Source organism: Microbacterium sp. CFBP9023, assembly GCF_034045055.1.
Lineage (GTDB): Bacteria > Actinomycetota > Actinomycetes > Actinomycetales > Microbacteriaceae > Microbacterium.
On sequence record NZ_JAXCWI010000002.1, the window covers coordinates 786,688 to 803,421 of the forward strand.

At 69.2% G+C, this 16,734-nt stretch carries 19 protein-coding genes; 11 read left to right on the forward strand and 8 right to left on the reverse strand.

The window, feature by feature from the left end:
- Positions 1–9 precede the first annotated feature (9 nt).
- On the forward strand, positions 10–987 hold the full coding sequence (gene galE / locus SOM10_RS14380; protein WP_053097760.1) for a UDP-glucose 4-epimerase GalE: 978 nt from the start codon (positions 10–12) through the stop codon (positions 985–987).
- A gap of 6 nt (positions 988–993) precedes the next feature.
- On the opposite strand, the gene SOM10_RS14385 is transcribed toward galE, so the two are convergent.
- The 3 genes from SOM10_RS14385 to SOM10_RS14395 are packed head-to-tail and all read right to left on the reverse strand — an operon-like array spanning position 994 to position 4,360.
- Positions 994–2,319, reverse strand: a complete 1,326-nt coding sequence (locus tag SOM10_RS14385) for an MFS transporter (RefSeq protein ID WP_320490675.1) — start codon at positions 2,317–2,319, stop codon at positions 994–996.
- Positions 2,316–3,224 (reverse strand): polysaccharide deacetylase family protein, encoded by a 909-nt coding sequence (locus SOM10_RS14390; protein WP_320490676.1) that lies wholly within the window; start codon positions 3,222–3,224, stop codon positions 2,316–2,318. The genes SOM10_RS14385 and SOM10_RS14390 overlap by 4 nt, the downstream gene beginning before the upstream one ends.
- The gene (locus SOM10_RS14395) at positions 3,221–4,360 is read right to left on the reverse strand and encodes an ROK family transcriptional regulator (protein WP_072591897.1); all 1,140 of its coding nucleotides are present in this window, start codon (positions 4,358–4,360) and stop codon (positions 3,221–3,223) included. The genes SOM10_RS14390 and SOM10_RS14395 overlap by 4 nt, the downstream gene beginning before the upstream one ends.
- Positions 4,361–4,517: 157 nt before the next feature.
- Between SOM10_RS14395 and SOM10_RS14400 the strand changes: the two genes are divergently transcribed.
- A complete protein-coding gene (locus SOM10_RS14400) occupies positions 4,518–4,805 on the forward strand; it encodes a hypothetical protein (RefSeq protein WP_053097764.1) in 288 nt (95 codons plus the stop codon).
- 14 nt (positions 4,806–4,819) lie between these two features.
- On the opposite strand, the gene SOM10_RS14405 is transcribed toward SOM10_RS14400, so the two are convergent.
- Positions 4,820–6,253, reverse strand: a complete 1,434-nt coding sequence (locus SOM10_RS14405; protein WP_320490679.1) for a gamma-aminobutyraldehyde dehydrogenase — start codon at positions 6,251–6,253, stop codon at positions 4,820–4,822.
- A 100-nt stretch (positions 6,254–6,353) separates the two neighbouring features.
- Here SOM10_RS14405 and SOM10_RS14410 point away from each other — a divergent pair, with 100 nt between their 5' ends.
- The 8 genes from SOM10_RS14410 to SOM10_RS14445 all read left to right on the forward strand — a co-directional run bounded on the left by SOM10_RS14410 (position 6,354) and on the right by SOM10_RS14445 (position 11,544).
- Positions 6,354–6,821, forward strand: coding sequence for an Lrp/AsnC family transcriptional regulator (locus SOM10_RS14410; protein WP_053097765.1), 468 nt, complete (start codon positions 6,354–6,356; stop codon positions 6,819–6,821).
- Between the two features lie 28 nt (positions 6,822–6,849).
- Positions 6,850–8,256 carry an NAD(P)/FAD-dependent oxidoreductase gene (locus SOM10_RS14415; protein ID WP_320490681.1) on the forward strand — a complete coding sequence of 469 codons (1,407 nt, stop codon included), beginning with the start codon at positions 6,850–6,852 and terminating at the stop codon, positions 8,254–8,256.
- Positions 8,253–8,615, forward strand: a complete 363-nt coding sequence (locus SOM10_RS14420; protein WP_072591899.1) for a cupin domain-containing protein — start codon at positions 8,253–8,255, stop codon at positions 8,613–8,615. Before SOM10_RS14415 ends, SOM10_RS14420 begins: the two co-directional genes overlap by 4 nt.
- 143 nt (positions 8,616–8,758) lie before the next feature.
- Positions 8,759–9,319 carry a hypothetical protein gene (locus tag SOM10_RS14425; RefSeq protein WP_320490683.1) on the forward strand — a complete coding sequence of 187 codons (561 nt, stop codon included), beginning with the start codon at positions 8,759–8,761 and terminating at the stop codon, positions 9,317–9,319.
- Positions 9,320–9,326: 7 nt separating this feature from the next.
- On the forward strand, positions 9,327–9,740 hold the full coding sequence (locus SOM10_RS14430; protein ID WP_320490685.1) for a hypothetical protein: 414 nt from the start codon (positions 9,327–9,329) through the stop codon (positions 9,738–9,740).
- A gap of 23 nt (positions 9,741–9,763) precedes the next feature.
- Positions 9,764–10,375 (forward strand): hypothetical protein, encoded by a 612-nt coding sequence (locus tag SOM10_RS14435; RefSeq protein ID WP_320490687.1) that lies wholly within the window; start codon positions 9,764–9,766, stop codon positions 10,373–10,375.
- A gap of 57 nt (positions 10,376–10,432) precedes the next feature.
- Positions 10,433–10,801 (forward strand): hypothetical protein, encoded by a 369-nt coding sequence (locus tag SOM10_RS14440; protein WP_320490688.1) that lies wholly within the window; start codon positions 10,433–10,435, stop codon positions 10,799–10,801.
- 269 nt (positions 10,802–11,070) lie between these two features.
- Positions 11,071–11,544, forward strand: coding sequence for a DUF3237 domain-containing protein (locus tag SOM10_RS14445; RefSeq protein WP_320490690.1), 474 nt, complete (start codon positions 11,071–11,073; stop codon positions 11,542–11,544).
- 45 nt (positions 11,545–11,589) lie between these two features.
- Here the strand turns inward: SOM10_RS14445 and SOM10_RS14450 are convergent, their stop codons facing one another.
- The gene (locus SOM10_RS14450; RefSeq protein WP_320490691.1) at positions 11,590–13,056 is read right to left on the reverse strand and encodes a carboxylesterase/lipase family protein; all 1,467 of its coding nucleotides are present in this window, start codon (positions 13,054–13,056) and stop codon (positions 11,590–11,592) included.
- Positions 13,057–13,180: 124 nt separating this feature from the next.
- Between SOM10_RS14450 and SOM10_RS14455 the strand changes: the two genes are divergently transcribed.
- Complete coding sequence (locus SOM10_RS14455) at positions 13,181–13,726, forward strand: hypothetical protein (protein ID WP_320490692.1); 546 nt, start codon at positions 13,181–13,183, stop codon at positions 13,724–13,726.
- Positions 13,727–13,777: 51 nt separating this feature from the next.
- Here the strand turns inward: SOM10_RS14455 and SOM10_RS14460 are convergent, their stop codons facing one another.
- From SOM10_RS14460 to SOM10_RS14470, 3 genes are read right to left on the reverse strand one after another with little or no spacing between them, the layout of a single operon-like run.
- Positions 13,778–14,743, reverse strand: coding sequence for a site-specific DNA-methyltransferase (locus SOM10_RS14460; protein WP_320490693.1), 966 nt, complete (start codon positions 14,741–14,743; stop codon positions 13,778–13,780).
- 38 nt (positions 14,744–14,781) lie between these two features.
- Positions 14,782–15,831 (reverse strand): biotin/lipoate A/B protein ligase family protein, encoded by a 1,050-nt coding sequence (locus SOM10_RS14465; RefSeq protein WP_320490694.1) that lies wholly within the window; start codon positions 15,829–15,831, stop codon positions 14,782–14,784.
- A gap of 49 nt (positions 15,832–15,880) precedes the next feature.
- Complete coding sequence (locus tag SOM10_RS14470) at positions 15,881–16,618, reverse strand: DUF1684 domain-containing protein (RefSeq protein ID WP_320490695.1); 738 nt, start codon at positions 16,616–16,618, stop codon at positions 15,881–15,883.
- Positions 16,619–16,734 lie beyond the last annotated feature (116 nt).

A 16,734-nucleotide genomic window follows, 5' to 3' on the forward strand; every position in this document is an offset into this window, starting at 1 on the left:
AGGAGCACAATGTCCTGGATCGTGACCGGCGGCGCCGGCTACATCGGCTCGCACGTCGTTCGCGCACTGGCGGATGCCGGGCTCACGCCCGTCGTCCTCGACGACCTCTCGAGCGGCGTCGCATCGTTCGTGCCCGAAGGCGTTGCTTTCGTGCAGGGCAGCATCCTCGACCGTGAACTGGTCGAGAAGGCGCTGCGCGATCACGACGCCGAGGGTGTCATCCACGTCGCCGGATACAAGTACGCCGGCGTCTCGGTGCAGCGTCCGCTGCACACCTACGCGCAGAACGTCGAGGGCACTCGGGTGATCCTCGAGGCGATGGATGCCGCGGGCGTCACCAACATCGTGTTCTCGTCGTCGGCGGCCGTGTTCGGCACGCCCGATGTGGCGCTCGTCGTCGAGGAGACCGCCAAGAAGCCGGCGAGCCCCTACGGCGAGTCCAAGCTCATCGGCGAGTGGCTGCTCCGTGACCAGGCGATCGCGACCGCCGACTCCGACAAGCCGCTGCGTCACACCTCGCTGCGCTACTTCAACGTGGTCGGCTCGGCCGACCCGTCGGTCTATGACGTGAGCCCGCACAACCTCTTCCCGATCGTGTTCGAGAAGCTCATCGCCGGCGAGACCCCCCGCATCAACGGCGACGACTACGACACCGAGGACGGCACCAACGTGCGCGACTACGTGCACGTCGGCGACATCGCCGCCGCCCACGTCGCGGCAGCGAAGCGTCTCGCCGGTGGCGAGCCGATCGAGGCCGCGTACAACCTCGGCTCGGGCGACGGCCTCAGCGTGAAGCAGATCATGGACGCGGTCGCGCGCGTCACGGGCATCGACTTCACCCCTGAGATCGGCCCTCGGCGTCCGGGAGACCCCGACCGCATCGTCGCGACCGGCGAGCTCGCCGCGCGTGACCTCGACTGGAAGATGCGATACACGGTCGACGAGATGGTGCGCACGGGCTGGGAGGCCCGTCAGGCCGCGTCCTGACGTCGGTCAGAGGTCGCGCGTGCGGATCGGGTAGAGCCAGAAGCACAGCCACGCGAGGGCGGCGAAGACGAGCGGGACCACCGCGACCATGACGCGGATCCCGCCATCGACGGCCTCCGGCTGCGCATCGCCGAGCGAGGCGTCGAAGCCGGATGCCGTGAGCACCACCGCCGCCACGACGGCCTGCAGCACGACCGAGCCGCGCACGACGAAGCCGTTCACCCCGAAGTACGCGCCCTCGCGTCGATGACCGGTGCGTGTGGCGTCCTCGTCGATGATCTGGGCGAGCACGACCTCGAGCAGCTGCAGCAGACCGCCGACGCCGACGCCCACCGCGACGCCGATGAGCGCTGCGGCGAGCACGGTCGACGGCAGCAGGTAGCCGAGCACGGAGATCCCGAACACGGCGACGCTCCACAGCAGCGCTGCGCGGGGCGAGGTGCGGCGCACGATCGCGCTCCACAGCACGATCGACGGGATGGCTGTGACGAAGATCGCCCCCAGCAGCAGGCTCGCCTCTCCCTCGGCGGCGCCCAGCGAGTAGCGCACGTAGAACGGCAGCGCCGCGAGGATGACGGCGATCGAGGTCTGGATGAACAGCGAGCCGAGCACGTAGGGCACGAACGCCCGGTTCGCGAACGTGTACTTCAGCTGGTCGCCCCAGCGCATCGCCTCGGATGCGGCCTCGGGCACTCGACGCTCGATCATGCCGCCGAAGAACGACCAGACGAGCAGCACGAGGCAGACGGCCGAGAGCACGAGGGCCATTCCCGGCCAGCCGATCGAGTCGTACAGCGCAGGGGCACCCGCGGTGCCGAGCACCATGCCGAGGATCGCGAAGATCTGCCGGGGCACGTTGCCGCGCGCCCGCTCGTCGGTGGTGCGGAAGATCTCGGGGAACAGTGCCGAGATGTTCAGCACGACCACGACGAAGGCGATGTCGTACACCGCCACCACGATCAGGAACCAGACGATCAGCCCGGCGGTCGGCAGCTCCGGCGGCATCCACACCAGCGCAAAGGCGACCACGAGCGGCACGATGCCGAGACCGATCCACGGGATGCGGCGGCCCCACGGCGTGCGGATGCGGTCGGACAGCGCCCCGACGACCGGGTTGAGCACCGCGTTCAGCACGCCGTGCGCGATCATCGCCGCGGCCACCCATGCTGGCGCGACTCCGAGGTGGGTGACGTAGAAGTAGACGACGAACGCCGAGAACGTCTGCGCCATGAGCTGGGTCGGGAACCCCGATACTCCGAACGCGATGGCCTGAGCCCTCGTGGGGGCGGCGTCGAGTCGTCGGTCGCGCAGCCGCGTCGTCAGCGAGGTCATGCGCGTCGGCTCCGCTGCAGATCGCGCAGATCGCGCCATCCGAGCCGCACCAGTCCCTCGTCGTCGAACACCTGCAGCACCTCGGGGTCGGAGAGCAGGCGAAGCTCGTGCCCGCGTTTGGCCGCACCGAAGTCGACGGCCGCGCGCAGCTCGTCGTCGTCGACCATCGGATGCAGGTAGATCTCGGTCACTCCGGCCGGAACCGCGCGCAGCAGCGCGATGAACCCGTCGCGCACTTGTTCGTACGACTCGTCCGGAGCCTCTTCGAACGGGTGGCTCCACAGCCGATCGATGATCTCGACGCCGAGCGCATCGGCGGCGGCCGAGGCCTCGGCGAGCTTCGCCTGCAGGGCGGCGTCGTCGCCGGTCCCGTCCATGCTGCGCGGCAGCCGGAACGGCAGGCCGTTGCGGGCGGCGAGCTCGAACACCGGGCCGAGAAAGTCCCGCCCGGTCAGCAGACCGTAGACAGACCCCATGTGGTTGTCGAGATGCGTCACGTCGACCCCGGCATCCAGCGCCGTCTGCAGCTGTGCGGCGATCTCGGCGGTGACGTCGTCTACCGACGCGAGCTCTTCGATCGCGAGAACGCCGGCGGGAAAGTACCCCGCGTCGTCGACGAGGGTGGTGTCGGTGCCGGTGAGGGGCCGCCAGCGGTAGTCGGTCCACTCGCTCGTGAGCACGAGGTGCGCGCCGACGTCGAGGTCGGCGCGCGAGGCCGCGAAAGCGAGCGCCTCGGGTGCCCACGCGCACGGCACCATGAGCGTCGTCGAGTCGATGTGCCCCGCATCGAGCAGCTGCATGATCGCCGTGTTGGCCGCGTGGCACATGCCGAAGTCGTCGGCGTTGATGATCACGCCCCTGGCTCCCGGCGCGAGGCCGAGGCGATCCGCGAGGTCCGAGGTCATCGCCGACTCCTGTCCGATGCGGGAAGCAACCGCGAGAAAACGGTCGCGCGAAGAGCGGATGCCGCCTCACCGACTGCGCCGACCAGCGGCGCCTCCGGGCCGAACGACGAGACGAGGAGGGTGAGCGGGAGCTGCGGGGCGAGCTCTTCGGCGAAGGCGACCGCTGCTCGGGCCAGCGCCGGGTGGGCGGCCGTGCCGCTGAGGAGGAACGCCTCGGGGTCGAGCACGAGCGCGATGCTGCCCGCGATCAGGGTGAGCCTGCGTCCCATCTCGGCGGCCATGGCGAGTGCGGCCGGATCGCCGGCGGAGGCGGCGTCGAGATGCTGGTCGATCGTCTCGTCCGGGTCACGCCCGTTCGCCAGGGCGAGGTCGCGCACGACGGCGTCACCGAGCACGGGAGCGCCGATCGGCAGCGGACTCTGCGGCAGATACATGACCTCGCCGGCCACGCCCGAGAAGCCCCGGTGCAGGGAGCCGTCGATCACGATGCCGGCGCCGAGTCCGTCGTCGAGGAGCAGCAGCGCGAAGCTGCTGAGCGCCGCGCCGGCGCCCTCGGAGAGCTCGGCGAGCGCCGCGAGATTGACGTCGTTCTCCACCCGCACCGGGCAGCCGAGGCGCGTCGACAGGGCGTTCTTGAACGCGCCGCCGTCGGGACCCTGATCATCGCGGATGCCGCCGTCGGCGGTGACGATGCCCGGGATGCCGACGACCGCGAGCAGCAGCGGACCGGCCACGGCCCTCTGACAGGCGTCGATGAGCCCGGCGATGTGCTGCACGCGGTCCCCGCGCACGGGGAAGGCGGCGTGGCTCTCGGCCCGCACGGCTCCGGTCGGGTCGACCAGCGCGACGTGGGCGGCGTGGGCGTCGACGTGCACTGCGGCAGCGAGTCCGAGATGTGGATGCAGCGAGACGCGCCCTGCTGCCGGTCCCCGCGTGTCACGGTCGACGCCCGCAGCGGCGACCGCCGACGATGATTCGAGCATCCGCAGCACCTGCGTCACCGCAGTGCGAGAGAGACCGGTCTCGGCGACCAGTTCGGCGCGGGTGAGCGGGCCTCGGCGCGCGAGCGTCTCGAGGATCGCGCGGCCGTTGAGTGTTCGGAGCAGGGTCTGGGGCCCCGCAAGTGGTCGTGCCAAGTTGATCCCCCCGGATTCGACGTCCGCCCCAGCTTGACACATCGCGTCATACGTGTCGAGAGATCCGGACCCTGATCCGCGTCATGATCCACGGCCGTGCGCGTCTTGCTTCAGGGAGCCACCGCGGCCCCGTACGACCACAGGGAGGAGGCATCTGATGCGACCGACCATCCCGCACCGGCTCGACCGACGTCCGTCGTCGCGCATCGACACTCCGACCCCGGCCGTGTACCCCTATGAGGTGACGGCCCTGCTGGAGCGCGGGTGGTGGGTGCTGCACGTCGCCGACCTCGACGTGCGCGGCGTCGCCGCGACGCTCGCCGAGGTCAGATCGGCCGCAGAGCTGCTGCTCGCGCGAGCGCTCGATGCCCCCGTCGGCAGTGTGCCGATGACGATCTCGGTGGTGCGGTTCACGCGAGGGTCGCTCATCCGCTCGCGCTGGTAGCCCGAGACCCGCCGTCAGTCCAGCGCGGACATCACGTGCTTGATGCGCGTGTAGTCGTCGAAGCCGTACTGCGAGAGGTCTTTGCCGTAGCCCGAGTGCTTGAAACCGCCGTGAGGCATGTCCGAGACGAACGGGATGTGGGTGTTGATCCACACGCAGCCGAAGTCGAGGTCGCGCGAGAAGCGCATCGCGCGGGCATGATCGGCGGTCCACACCGACGATGCGAGGGCGTAGGGCACGTCGTTCGCCATCTCGAGCGCCTGCTCCTCGGTCTCGAACGACTGCACGGTCAGCACCGGGCCGAAGATCTCGCCCTGCACGGCCTCGTCGTCCTGATGCAGACCCGACACGATGGTCGCCTCGAAGAAGTAGCCCTTCTCACCCTGACGCGCACCGCCGGTCTCGATCGTGGCGTGTGCAGGCAGGCGGTCGACGAAGCCCTGCACCTGAGCGAGCTGGGCAGCGCTGCTGAGGGGACCGTAGAGCACGCCCTCCTCGTGCGGGGCGCCCGTGCGGGCATCCGTCTTCGCCTTCTCGACCAGCGCGGCGACGAACTCGTCGTGCACAGACGAGTGCACGAGCACGCGGGTGGCCGCGGTGCAGTCCTGTCCGGCGTTGAAGAACGCGCCGGTGACGATGCCGGATGCCGCCTTGTCGAGGTTCGCATCGGGGAAGACGATCGCGGGCGCCTTGCCGCCGAGCTCGAGGTGCACCCGCTTGACGTCGTTCGCCGCCGAGCGTGCGACGGCCATCCCGGCGCGCACGGATCCGGTGATGGCGACCATCTGCGGCGTCGGATGCTCGACCAGTGCCACGCCGGTGTCGCGGTCGCCGAGCACGACGTTGAGCGTGCCGGCCGGCGTGTGCAGCGCGACGATCTCGGCGAGCAGCAGGGTGGTCAGGGGCGTCGACTCGGCGGGCTTCAGCACCACCGTGTTGCCTGCGGCGAGCGCCGGGGCGATCTTCCACACCGCCATGTTCAGCGGATAGTTCCAGGGGGTGACCTGTCCGATCACGCCGATCGGCTCGCGGCGCACGAACGAGGTGTGGCCGGCGAGGTACTCCCCCGCCGCGCGTCCTTCGAGACTGCGGGCGGCTCCGGCGAAGAAGCGCAGCTGGTCGATCGACTGCAGGATCTCGTCGGCCACGAGGCTGGCTCGCGGCTTGCCGGTGTCCTTCGACTCGAGGTCGGCGAACTCCTCGGCGCGGCTCTGCATCTCATCGGCGATGCGGAACAGCGCGAGCTGGCGATCGGCGGGAGTGGTGTCGCGCCAGATCGGGAACGCGGCGGATGCGGCGGCATAAGCGGCGTCCACGTCGGAGGCGTCCGAGACCGGCAGCTCGCCGTAGGCCTCCTCGGTCACCGGGTCGATCAACGGCATCCGCTTCTGTCCGCTCACGGGAACGTACTGCCCGCCGATGAAGTTCTGTAGGAGTTCTGTGGCCATGCTCGCCATGCTAGCGATCGGATCACGAATACAGAAGAGTGAAGTGATCTTAACGATGGAATCAGTTGCCAGGGAGCGCCGATCCTGTCAATATCGACACATGAGCACCACGCCGAAGCAGCCCGTGTTGGACGACATCTCGAAGCGGATCGTCGAGTTGCTGCAGGAGGACGGTCGACGACCCTATGCCGAGATCGGCCGAGAGGTGGGGCTCAGCGAGGCGGCGGCGCGTCAGCGCGTGCAGCGCATGACCGAGGCGGGCATCATCCAGATCGTCGCGGTGACCGACCCGATGCAGCTCGGCTTCAACCGCATGTCGATGATCGGCATCCGCGTCACGGGCGACCCGCGACTGATCGCCGAGGAGCTGACGAAGATCACCGAACTCGCGTACGTCGTCGTCACGCTCGGCACGTTCGACATCCTCGTCGAGGCGGTGTGCGAGAGCGACAGCCACCTGCTCGATCTGATCGCGACCCGCATCCGTACGATCCCCGGCATCACGCACACCGAGAGCCTGCTCTACGCAGGGCTCTACAAAGACCTCTACAACTGGGGCACGCGCTGAGGCGCGGGTCCGGAACCAGGAGAACACCATGGGAACCACGGTCTTCGAACGTCGCCGCCCCGCGGATGCCGTGATCGATGCCTCGCTGCGCGACACCGCGTTCAGCGTGTTCTGGCTCGATGACGTCGAGCGTGTCTCGCACCCCGCACTCACCGAGAGCATCACGGCCGACCTCGCCATCGTCGGCGGCGGCTACGCCGGTCTCTGGACGGCCGTGCGCGCCAAGGAGCGCGATCCCGAGCGTCGCGTCGTGCTGCTGGAGGCGTCCCGCATCGCGTGGGCGGCATCCGGCCGCAACGGCGGGTTCTGCGAGGCGAGCCTCACGCACGGACACGAGAACGGCCTCACGCGCTGGCCCGACGAGATCGACCGCCTGGAAGAGCTGGGGATCGAGAACCTCCACGGCATCGAAGAGACCGTGAAGCGGTACGGCATGGATGTCGACTTCGAGCGCACCGGCCAGCTGGCCGTCGCCGTCGAGCCGCACCAGGTGGAGTGGCTGCGCGAGGAGGAGGGATTCCTCGACCGCGAGGCCATGCAGGCCGAGGTGCATTCCGACACGTTCCTCGCCGGCGCCTGGGAGCGCGATGCCTGTGCGCTCGTGCACCCCGCCAAGCTCGGTCTCGAGCTGGCGCGCGTCGCGGTCGAGCTCGGGGTCGAGATCTACGAGCAGTCGCTCGTGCGCGAGGTCATCGGCGACGGATCGAGCGCGATCACGCTCGTCACACGTGACGGCGGGCAGGTGCGAGCGGATGCCGTGGCTCTCGCCACGAACGTCTTCCCCTCGCTGCTCAAGCGCAACCGCCTGATGACGGTTCCCGTCTACGACTACGTGCTCATGACCGAGCCGCTGACCGACGAGCAGCTGGCGTCGATCGGATGGTCGAACCGCCAGGGCCTGGCCGACAGCGCCAACCAGTTCCACTACTACCGCCTCACCGCCGACAATCGCATCCTGTTCGGCGGATACGACGCGGTCTACCATTTCGGCGGCAAGGTGCGACCCGAATACGAGGATCGCGCCGAGAGCCACCGCAAGCTCGCGTCGCACTTCTTCACGACGTTCCCGCAGCTCGAAGGGCTGCGCTTCACGCACCGCTGGGCCGGAGCGATCGACTCGTCGAGCCGCTTCTGCGCGTTCTTCGGCACCGCCCGCAAAGGACGCGTCACCTACGCCACCGGATTCACCGGCCTGGGCGTCGGCGCCGCGCGCTTCGCCGCCGACGTCATGCTCGACAAGCTGTCGGGCGAGCCGACCGAACGCACCGAGCTCGCGATGGTGCGCGAGAAGCCGATCCCCTTCCCGCCCGAGCCCGTCGCCTCGATCGGCGTCAACCTCGTGCGAGCCGCGATGAACCGGGCCGACCACAACGAGGGCAAGCGCAACCTGTTCCTCAAGACGCTGGATGCCGTCGGCATGGGATTCGACTCGTGAGCGAGCTCGCGCCGGGCGAGCTCGCGCCGGGAACCGGAGTGGATGCCGCGGCGCTGCCGCTGATGCACGAACCGCTGCCCGTGGAGGACGTGCTCATCGGTCGCCCGACGACGGCGGCGCAGGCGTTGGGGACTCTGGGTGAGGTCGAGATCGGCATCTGGGAGATGACGCCCGGCACGGCATCGGACACCGAGGTCGACGAGGTGTTCGTCGTGCTGACCGGTCAGGCGCGGATCGAGTTCGTCGACCCCCCGCTGCCCGCCGTCGAGGTCGGCCCCGGGTCGGTCGTGCGCCTCGCCGCGGGGCAGCGCACCGCGTGGACGGTCACCGAGACGCTGCGCAAGATCTACATCGCCTGACGGGCGGCATCGACGGCGACCGCCTGGATGCCGCGCATGAGTGTGTGCCTTCCGTCGGCGAGCTCGTTCCGATCACCAATTCCTCGGTGGATGTTCGGCGCGGCCGTCGATAGTGTCATGGGCAAAGCACAAAGGGGGGCATCGTGTCTCAGACCGCGAGGCGGGACGCGCCGACGACAGAGTCCGCAGTGCCGGGCATGGAGATCATCGCTCGCGTTCGGCGCCTGGTCGTGGTCGCCCTGGTCGCCGCTCTGGGCTACTCGACGTTCATGACGAGCGGCAAGGGATACTGCCCAGGAGGCGTCGCAGCGGACGGCGGTTTCATCGATGCAGCCGGCAAGGCGACCGAGACCGCGCCGACGTGCGTGGATCTCGCTCTGCAGCCCAGCCCGTTGATCCTCTTCGCATTCGCCGCGATCGCATTGGCGGCGATCACCGCGGTGCTGCGCCGCGCGCAAGACATCCCCTCAGCAATCCGATACCTCGATCGGGCCGCTGCTGCCGTTGCGATCCTCGCCGTCGTCTCGGTCGCGATCAGCCAGATCTGGTTCGCGATGATCCCGATCACCGAGTGGGACGGAACAGGGACGTTCTTCTACCCTTTCCCCTTCGGATCCGTGGAGCTCACGACCGAACCGATGTCCTCTGGTCAGGCAATGCTCGTCGAGCTGGCGACGGAGCATGCTCAGAACGCTCACCTATGATCTCTGCATGCGTCGACCTTGGCTGTTCAGTGGTTCTCTGGTGGCGGCCCTGTTGGCGATGACCGGCTGCGGCCTCATGCCGCCGGCGAGCGGTCCCGATCGCTCCGAAACCGTGCCTGTGCCGGGTGGCACGTGCGAGATCGAATGGTGGCTCAGCCCCGCGGTCGATGATCCGCCCGCCGAGGCCAGCAGCATCGCCGCCAAAGCTCTCGATGATGCGACGGTCAGCGAGTCTCAGTGGTCGGAGTGGTATTCACTCCTCGACGATGATCCTGACCTCGACTCCGTTCCCGAGATCAGGCTCCGAGGGTCCGCCTACTTGGAATCCGTGCGGGAGGACGTGCGGGCCGCTCTGGAAGAAGCGGGCTACCCCGATATCGAGCGAGTCATCGAGGTATATTCGCACCTGTCCTGCTCGTGATGCGTTCGTGAAAGAGAGCGGCGATGAGTGAGCGCACCCTCACGGCATCCCGGCACCCGCGGATGCTGCAGACAGCGGCGACAGTGGCAGTGGCCGCAGCGACGATCGCGGTGATCGGCGTGGCCGTGGTCGATTCCGCATCCGGTGGCGATGCTCAGCTGCTGCTCGGCACCTTGCCGTCACGACACATCATCGGAGCATCCACGATCCTCGCGTTCATCGCGATCAGCTACATGCTCTGCACCGTCTCGGCGCCGTCCGGCTGGCTCGGACTGATCGTGATCGGGCGACTGCTGTCGATCGGCGGAACCGTGGTGGCAGTGTTCTGGGGGTTTCTGACCACGCCGTGGCCCGTCACCCCCTTGCTGGTCGACGGGTGCGAATCGGGATACGTCGTCGAAGAGAGGTCCTTCCTCTTCCTGTCATCGATAGACGTGCTCGAGCAGGATGGGCTGCTCGCCACCCCTGTCCTGCACACGAGCGCGGACGACGGCCATCAGCCGTTCACCGCCGGCGACTACGGCACGCGGATCGCCGACGGGCAGATCGCCGGATGGTTCGCCCTCGAGCCCGGATCGGCCGCGAGGCTGACCAGGTTCGAGCTACCGCTGCTGCAGTCGCCGAACTGCCAGTAGCTGTCGCTGCCGACGCCCGTGACTGCGCTCGCGCCCGCCACGTGCCACTATGGGGCCGTGCGGATCGTCGGCAGTGCCTCCCTGACCATCGCCGCGACGCTCATCGGACTTTTCGGGGCTCTCATGCTCGGCTTAGCCGGCCTCAGCTTGGCGGGCCCCGGCCTCAGCTGGGGAGGCCCCGGCGTCACGGTCATCGAGTACGCCGATTCGGACGACACCGAGCGGGCGATCGGTATCGGGATGGGCATCATCGCGCTTGTGGTCTGGCTCGTGCTGCTGCTGTCGGCCGTGCTGGTGGGGCTAGGCGGCGTGCATCCGAAGCGCGAGCGACGTGCCACGGTATGGAGCATCGTGGGGCTCAGCACGGTCCTCGTGATGGGGGCGCTGATCGCCGTGCTGGCTACGCCGCCTCCCCTGTACCACTAACCCGCTCGACGCCCCTGAAGCCTGCCGACAGCGAACACCGCGGCGCCGATGAGGGCGATACCCAGCGCGGTCACCATCACCGCGGCGTCATTCGGCAGCATGGCGCACCCCACGGACGTGTCCTCATAGGGACAGCTTCTCCACGGCTGGAAGAAGAACAGTACTGCTGTCGCGGCACCCGACAGGGCCACTGAAGCGCCGATGAAGGCCATCGATCTCGATGCGCGTTGAGTCACGGACCTGCTCGCCGCCGACCATGAGGAGACCCGATGACCTCGCACGATGAACTCCCCCGACCCGACCTCGAGTTCGCCTTCGACGTCACCGTCGACCTCGGCCCGCTCGAAGATCACCACGCCACGAGCGTCGGTCATCGCCGTGTCGTGCCGATCCTCGGCGGGCGCATCACGGGCGCCGTCGAGGCCGAGATCCTGGCCGGCGGAGCGGACTGGCAGATCGTGCGACCCGACGGGACGATCGAGATCGACGGCCGCTACTCGGCACGGACCGACGGAGGCGACCTGCTGCTGCTGCACGCGAAGGGACTCCGCACAGGCACTCCCGACGTGCTCGAGCAGCTGCGACGCGGTGAGGACGTCGACCCGGGCGCGTACTACTTCCGCACGACCGTGCAGATCGAGACGGCCGCGCCGGCACTCGCCCACCTGCAGCGAACCCTGTTCCTCTCGGCCGCTCAGAGGCAGGCGGATGCCGTGCGCTACTGCGCCTACCGGGTGAGCTGAGCCCCGCAGCCGCGCACGGGCCCGGCTCGGGCCCGTCGAGGCGTGTCAGACCAGCGCACGCACCGACGCGTACGCATCGGCGACGTCGCGGGTGGGCAGGTCGTACACCCGCACGATCCCGGCATCCCCCTGGTGCTCCGGCCAGCCGGGACCACCCGCGGCGAGGAACGCGACGGCGGCACCGTGCAGCTCGTCGGCGAGTTCCTGCGGCGGATTCGGTCCGGCGAGCGCCTCCATCGAGGGGCCGTCGAGGCAGTCGAAGAAGAACGGCACGTCGAGGCAGTGCTCCGCGAAGCCGAAATGCCCTGACGGCCACGAGAACCGGTAGAGCCAGGTGGGCGCGTCGCCCCGGGCGGCTGCGATGCGGGGAACTCCGCTGCGGAACATCCGATCGGTGAGGACGCGACCGGCGAGGCGGGCCTTGCCGAGACGGGCGACGTCGGCGTTCGCGGCGAGATAGTCCGCGCGGATCGTCTTGCGCAGGCCCAGCCGGGTCAAGAGGACGCCCTGCGGCACCCAGCGCAGCGCCCTCGCGGCGCTGCCGGTGAACGCCATGGTGAACTCGTCGTCGGCTGCGCCGATCACGAGCGGCTTGTCGGCACCGACGCCGGCACGCAGAGAGTCAGGGGTCGGACGTACGAGAAGGTCGCCGTCGATCGCGGGACCGAGCGGAAGCCCCTCATCGATCATGCTGGTCATCGACGACGGACCGAGCTGGGTGGCCTTCTTCTGCAGCGCGAGCAGACGCTCTTCCGCGACCGAAGAGAATCCGGCCACGGTGGGGTCGACGCTCGCCGCCGCAGCGAGCGCCCGCCCGAATGCCTCGGCTCGCGGTGCCGCGACATCGCCGAGCGCTCCCGAGATCGCATAGACGCCGTGGAACAGGTGCTGCGCCTTCTCCATGCCGAGCAGGGTCAGCACGGCGCCGCCGCCCGCGGACTGCCCGGCGATCGTCACCCGCTCGGGGTCTCCGCCGAATGCGTCGATGTTCTGCTGCACCCATTCGAGAGCGAGCAGCCAGTCGCGCACGCCACGGTTCGACGGGGCGTCCTCGATCCAGCCGAATCCGTCGAAGCCGAGCCGGTAGGAGATCGACACGGTGACGACGCCGTCGCGGTTGAAGTTCCGGCCGTCGTACCAGGGGCTCGCCGGAGAGCCCGCGAAGTATCCGCCGCCGTGGATCCACACCAGCACGGGAAGACCCGCCGCCGTGGGATCGGGCGTGAAGACATTGACGTTCAGAGTCGAGTCGCCCTCGACACTCGGCTCGGGGATCAGTGTCACCCCGGGATCGCCGCGCTGGGCGGTCGCAGCGAACTCGAGGGCGTCGAGCATGCCGTCCCAGGGCGCCTTCGGCACCGGAGCCTGGAACCGCAGTTCGCCGACCGGCGCCTCCGCGAACGGGATGCCGAGGAAGGCCGCCGACCGCGGTGCGCCCCTGCCTCCGGTGGTCGGGCGCCAGCGCCCGCGAACCCGCCCCGCGGCGGTCTGCACCTCGACGTACTCGGTCATGACTCTCACACTCTCACGCCGAGACTCTCTCCCGCCGAACGGCAGCCCGGGATGTGTCCCGTCGGTCGATCCTCGTCCCGCATGTTCCCGCCACGGACCGCGCCCGTCGCCTAGTGTCGACGTCATGGTCTACCCCCGCGCCTACTTCTCCGCGATCACGAACGAGACCGAGTTTCTCGCCGACTACGAGCCCTCGCTCGCACGATGGGCAGACGAGGACGGATCGACCCTGCTGATGCGAGCCCTCCGCAACGCCGATCCCGCCAGCCGGGTCGCGATCGCCACGCGACTGCTCGACGACGGCGCTGATGCCGCCGCAGCGACCGAGAGCCACGTGAACGCTCTGCACGTGTTGCTGAGCGCGACAGCACACGATTTCACCGCCGAAGCGCCTCTGCTCGCCCGCCTGATCGATGAAGGTGCGGATATCAATGCCGACAGCGGCAGTCGGTGGGGCACGCCGCTGCAGACGCTCAGTCGCACGCTCAAGTTCTCCGACGAGACTCTCGCTCCGTTCTACGACGTCCTGTTCGCCCGCCCCGGTCTCGATGTGACCACCCCGAGCAGCGTGGGACGCAGCGTCACCGAGAGCGCACAAGCCGCCATCAGACGCCGCGCCGACCTGCTCGCGCGTTGCCACGCGCACACGAGAACCCACGCACCACGCTGACGCCTGTTGCGGCAGGCGAGCATCCTTGCTGAGAGTGCTCCGCGTGCGGGGCTACTCCCCGACGCGGGTCACCACGGCATCGGGCATCCGCTCGGTCATGACGCGCACGGCCTCGGGGTTGTCGTCGACGAGCACCGCGTCGCGCCCGAGAGCCGAGGCGACGGCCCCGGCGGTGCCGCTGCCGGCGAAGAGGTCGAGCACACGGTCGCCCGGACGGCTGGACGCCCGCACGATGCGCCGCAGGATGCCCTCGGGTTTCTGCGTCGGATATCCGGTCTTCTCGCGGCCGGTCGTCGGCACGATCGTGTGCCACCACACGTCGGTGGGCAGCTTGCCTCGGGCGGCCTTCTCTGCCGTGACGAGGCCGGGAGCCATGTACGGCTCGCGATCGATGTCGTCGGAGTTGAAGACGTACTCGCGGGGGTTCTTCACGTAGACGAGGATCGTGTCGTGCTTGGTGGGCCAGCGACGGCGGGACTTCGCACCGTAGTCATAGGCCCAGATGAGCTCGTTCAGGAAGCAGTCGCGGCCGAAGACCGCATCGAGCATCACCTTCGCGTAGTGCGCCTCGCGGTAGTCGAGGTGCAGATAGAGGGTGCCGTCGTCGGCCAGCAGCCGCCACGCCTCCTCGAGTCGCGGCATCAGGAAGGCGCCGTAGTCGTCGAAACGGTCGTCGTAGGTGCGGAGCATCCCGCGCACCCGCTCATAGGCGTGGCCGTGGAACCCGTGCCGCACCTCGGCCGGCGGCGCCGCCGGTTCAGAACTCAGCACGATCGGCGTGACCGTCGCATCCGACCCGCGGGATTCCGGGAGTCCGACTCCGGACGCACCCGGTTCTTGCTGAGTCGTGAACGTGCGACGGGCGGTGACCACCTGTCGCTCCTGCGTCCGGCCCGTGTTGAACGGCGGGTCGAGGTAGACGAGCGTGAACGACGCCGACGGCAGGGTCGCCGCGACGGCGAGGTTGTCGCCCTGGATGATCGAGACGTCACCGCGGACGACAGGAGCGGGATCCACCGCCCCGGGATCAGACGAGGGGTCAGGCGCGGGGTCGGTCACGGAACCCGGTGCAGCCACGTGTCGGTGGCGAACTTCGACTCCACCAGAGCCTCGGCATCCGCGTACTCGTCGGCGCTGACCGTGCCGTCCTCCGCCGAGGTGAGCGAGCGGAAGGTGTCCTTGAAGCGCTCGATGATCTCGGCCCGCGCGAGGCCGGTCTGGCTGCGCAGCGGATCCACCCGCTTCGCGGCCGACGTCGTCCCCTTGTCGCTGAGCTTCTCGCGGCCGATGCGCAGCACCTCGGTCATGGTCTGGCCGTCGATGTCGTACGACAGGGTCGCGTGGTGCAGCACTCCCCCGTTGGCGAGGCGCTTCTGCGCGGCTCCGCCGATCTTGCCCGACGAGCTGGCGATGTCGTTGAGCGGCTGATAGATCGCATCGATCCCCAGCGAGCGCAGCGCCTGCAGCACCCAGTCGTCGAGGAACGCATAGGAGTCGGCGAAGGTCATGCCCTGCACGAGGGATGCCGGCACGTAGAGCGAATAGGTGATGATCTGCCCTGCGGCCATGAGCATCGCGCCACCGCCGGAGATGCGGCGCACGACGTCGAAGCCGTGCCGGGCGGCGCCCTCGGGGTCGACCTCGTTGCGGTACGACTGGAATGAGCCGATGACGACGGCCGACTGATCCCACTCCCAGATGCGCAGGGTGGGGCGCCGACGCCCCTCGCCGACCCGAGAGGTGAGCACCTCGTCGAGCGCGAGGTTCATGCGCGGCGAGACCGCCTTCTCGTGCACGATCTCCCAGTCGAAGTCGTTCCATCCGGGAGCCGTGACCAGGGCGCGACGCACGGCGGTGCCGACGGCTTCGGGCGTGAAGCCCAGCAGCTGCGCGCCCTCGGGGAGCGCACCGCGCACCGCGGCGGCGATGGCCGTGGCGTCCGTCTCGACGGGCAGCCCGGTGACCGCCCGGTCGATGTCGTCGAGCGCCGTGTCTGGTTCGAGGAAGAAGTCGCCGGCGAGCCGGAAGCGGGCGATCCTGCCGTCTTCGACCTCGAGGTCGACGACGACGAGCTTTCCTCCTGGAACCTTGTATTCACCGTGCACGGTTACAGCTTAAGGCGGGGCCGTCAGGACGGCGCGGTACGCCGCGGATTCAGCGCCCGTGCACCACCGCGCGCTCTCCGGCGCGGATCGGCGCCGAGAAGCGGTTGCCCGGCGGCGGCTGAGGACACACGTACTGGTCCGAGAAGGCGCACGGCGGCAGGTAGGCGCGGTTGAAGTCGATGACCACCGAGCCGTCTGATGCCGGTTCCTCGACCGGCAGGAAGCGGAACCGATAGGTCTCGGTGCCGTTGGTCCCGTCGGCGAAGACGGCGCTCAGGCCGCCCTGCGGCGCACGCGTCGCGGCCAGCGCCACCGCGACACCGTCGAGCGTGAACCGCAGCCGTCCGGCGAGGTCGGTGTCGTGCGAGCGCCCGTCGATCGAGGTCACGGTGATCGTCTCGCCCGGCGTCGGCTCGAACACCGCCGCGATCCGCCATCCCTCCCGAGGCGGATACGCGTCGATCGCGCTGAACCGCTCGCGCTCGGGGCGTCGGGGGTTGAACACCCGCAGCGCGACCTCGCCGCGCCGGTCGAACACACGCAGCTCGCGGCGTCCGAGCCGCAGCGTCTCACGGCCCCTCAGCGTGACGACCGACCCGGCCGTGCCGAGATCGCTGCCGCGGATCCCTCCGTCTCCCGTGAGCGCCCAGAGACCCGGCACCCCCTCCACGGCGGCGGGTTCGGTGATGAGCCAGTTCGTCGACTCGAGCGCGGCCGGACCGTACTCCGCGCCGGCATAGCGCTCTCGCGCGTCGTGCCATGCACGCCACTCGTCTTCGAATCCCACCCCGCACCTCCCTCTCGCCGCGAATCTATGCGGAGGAGAGGCCGATGTGCCGGGATGACGTCACGCGGATTCACCCGCTGTAACGTCCGTTCACGGGGCGTAACACGCCGACGCGC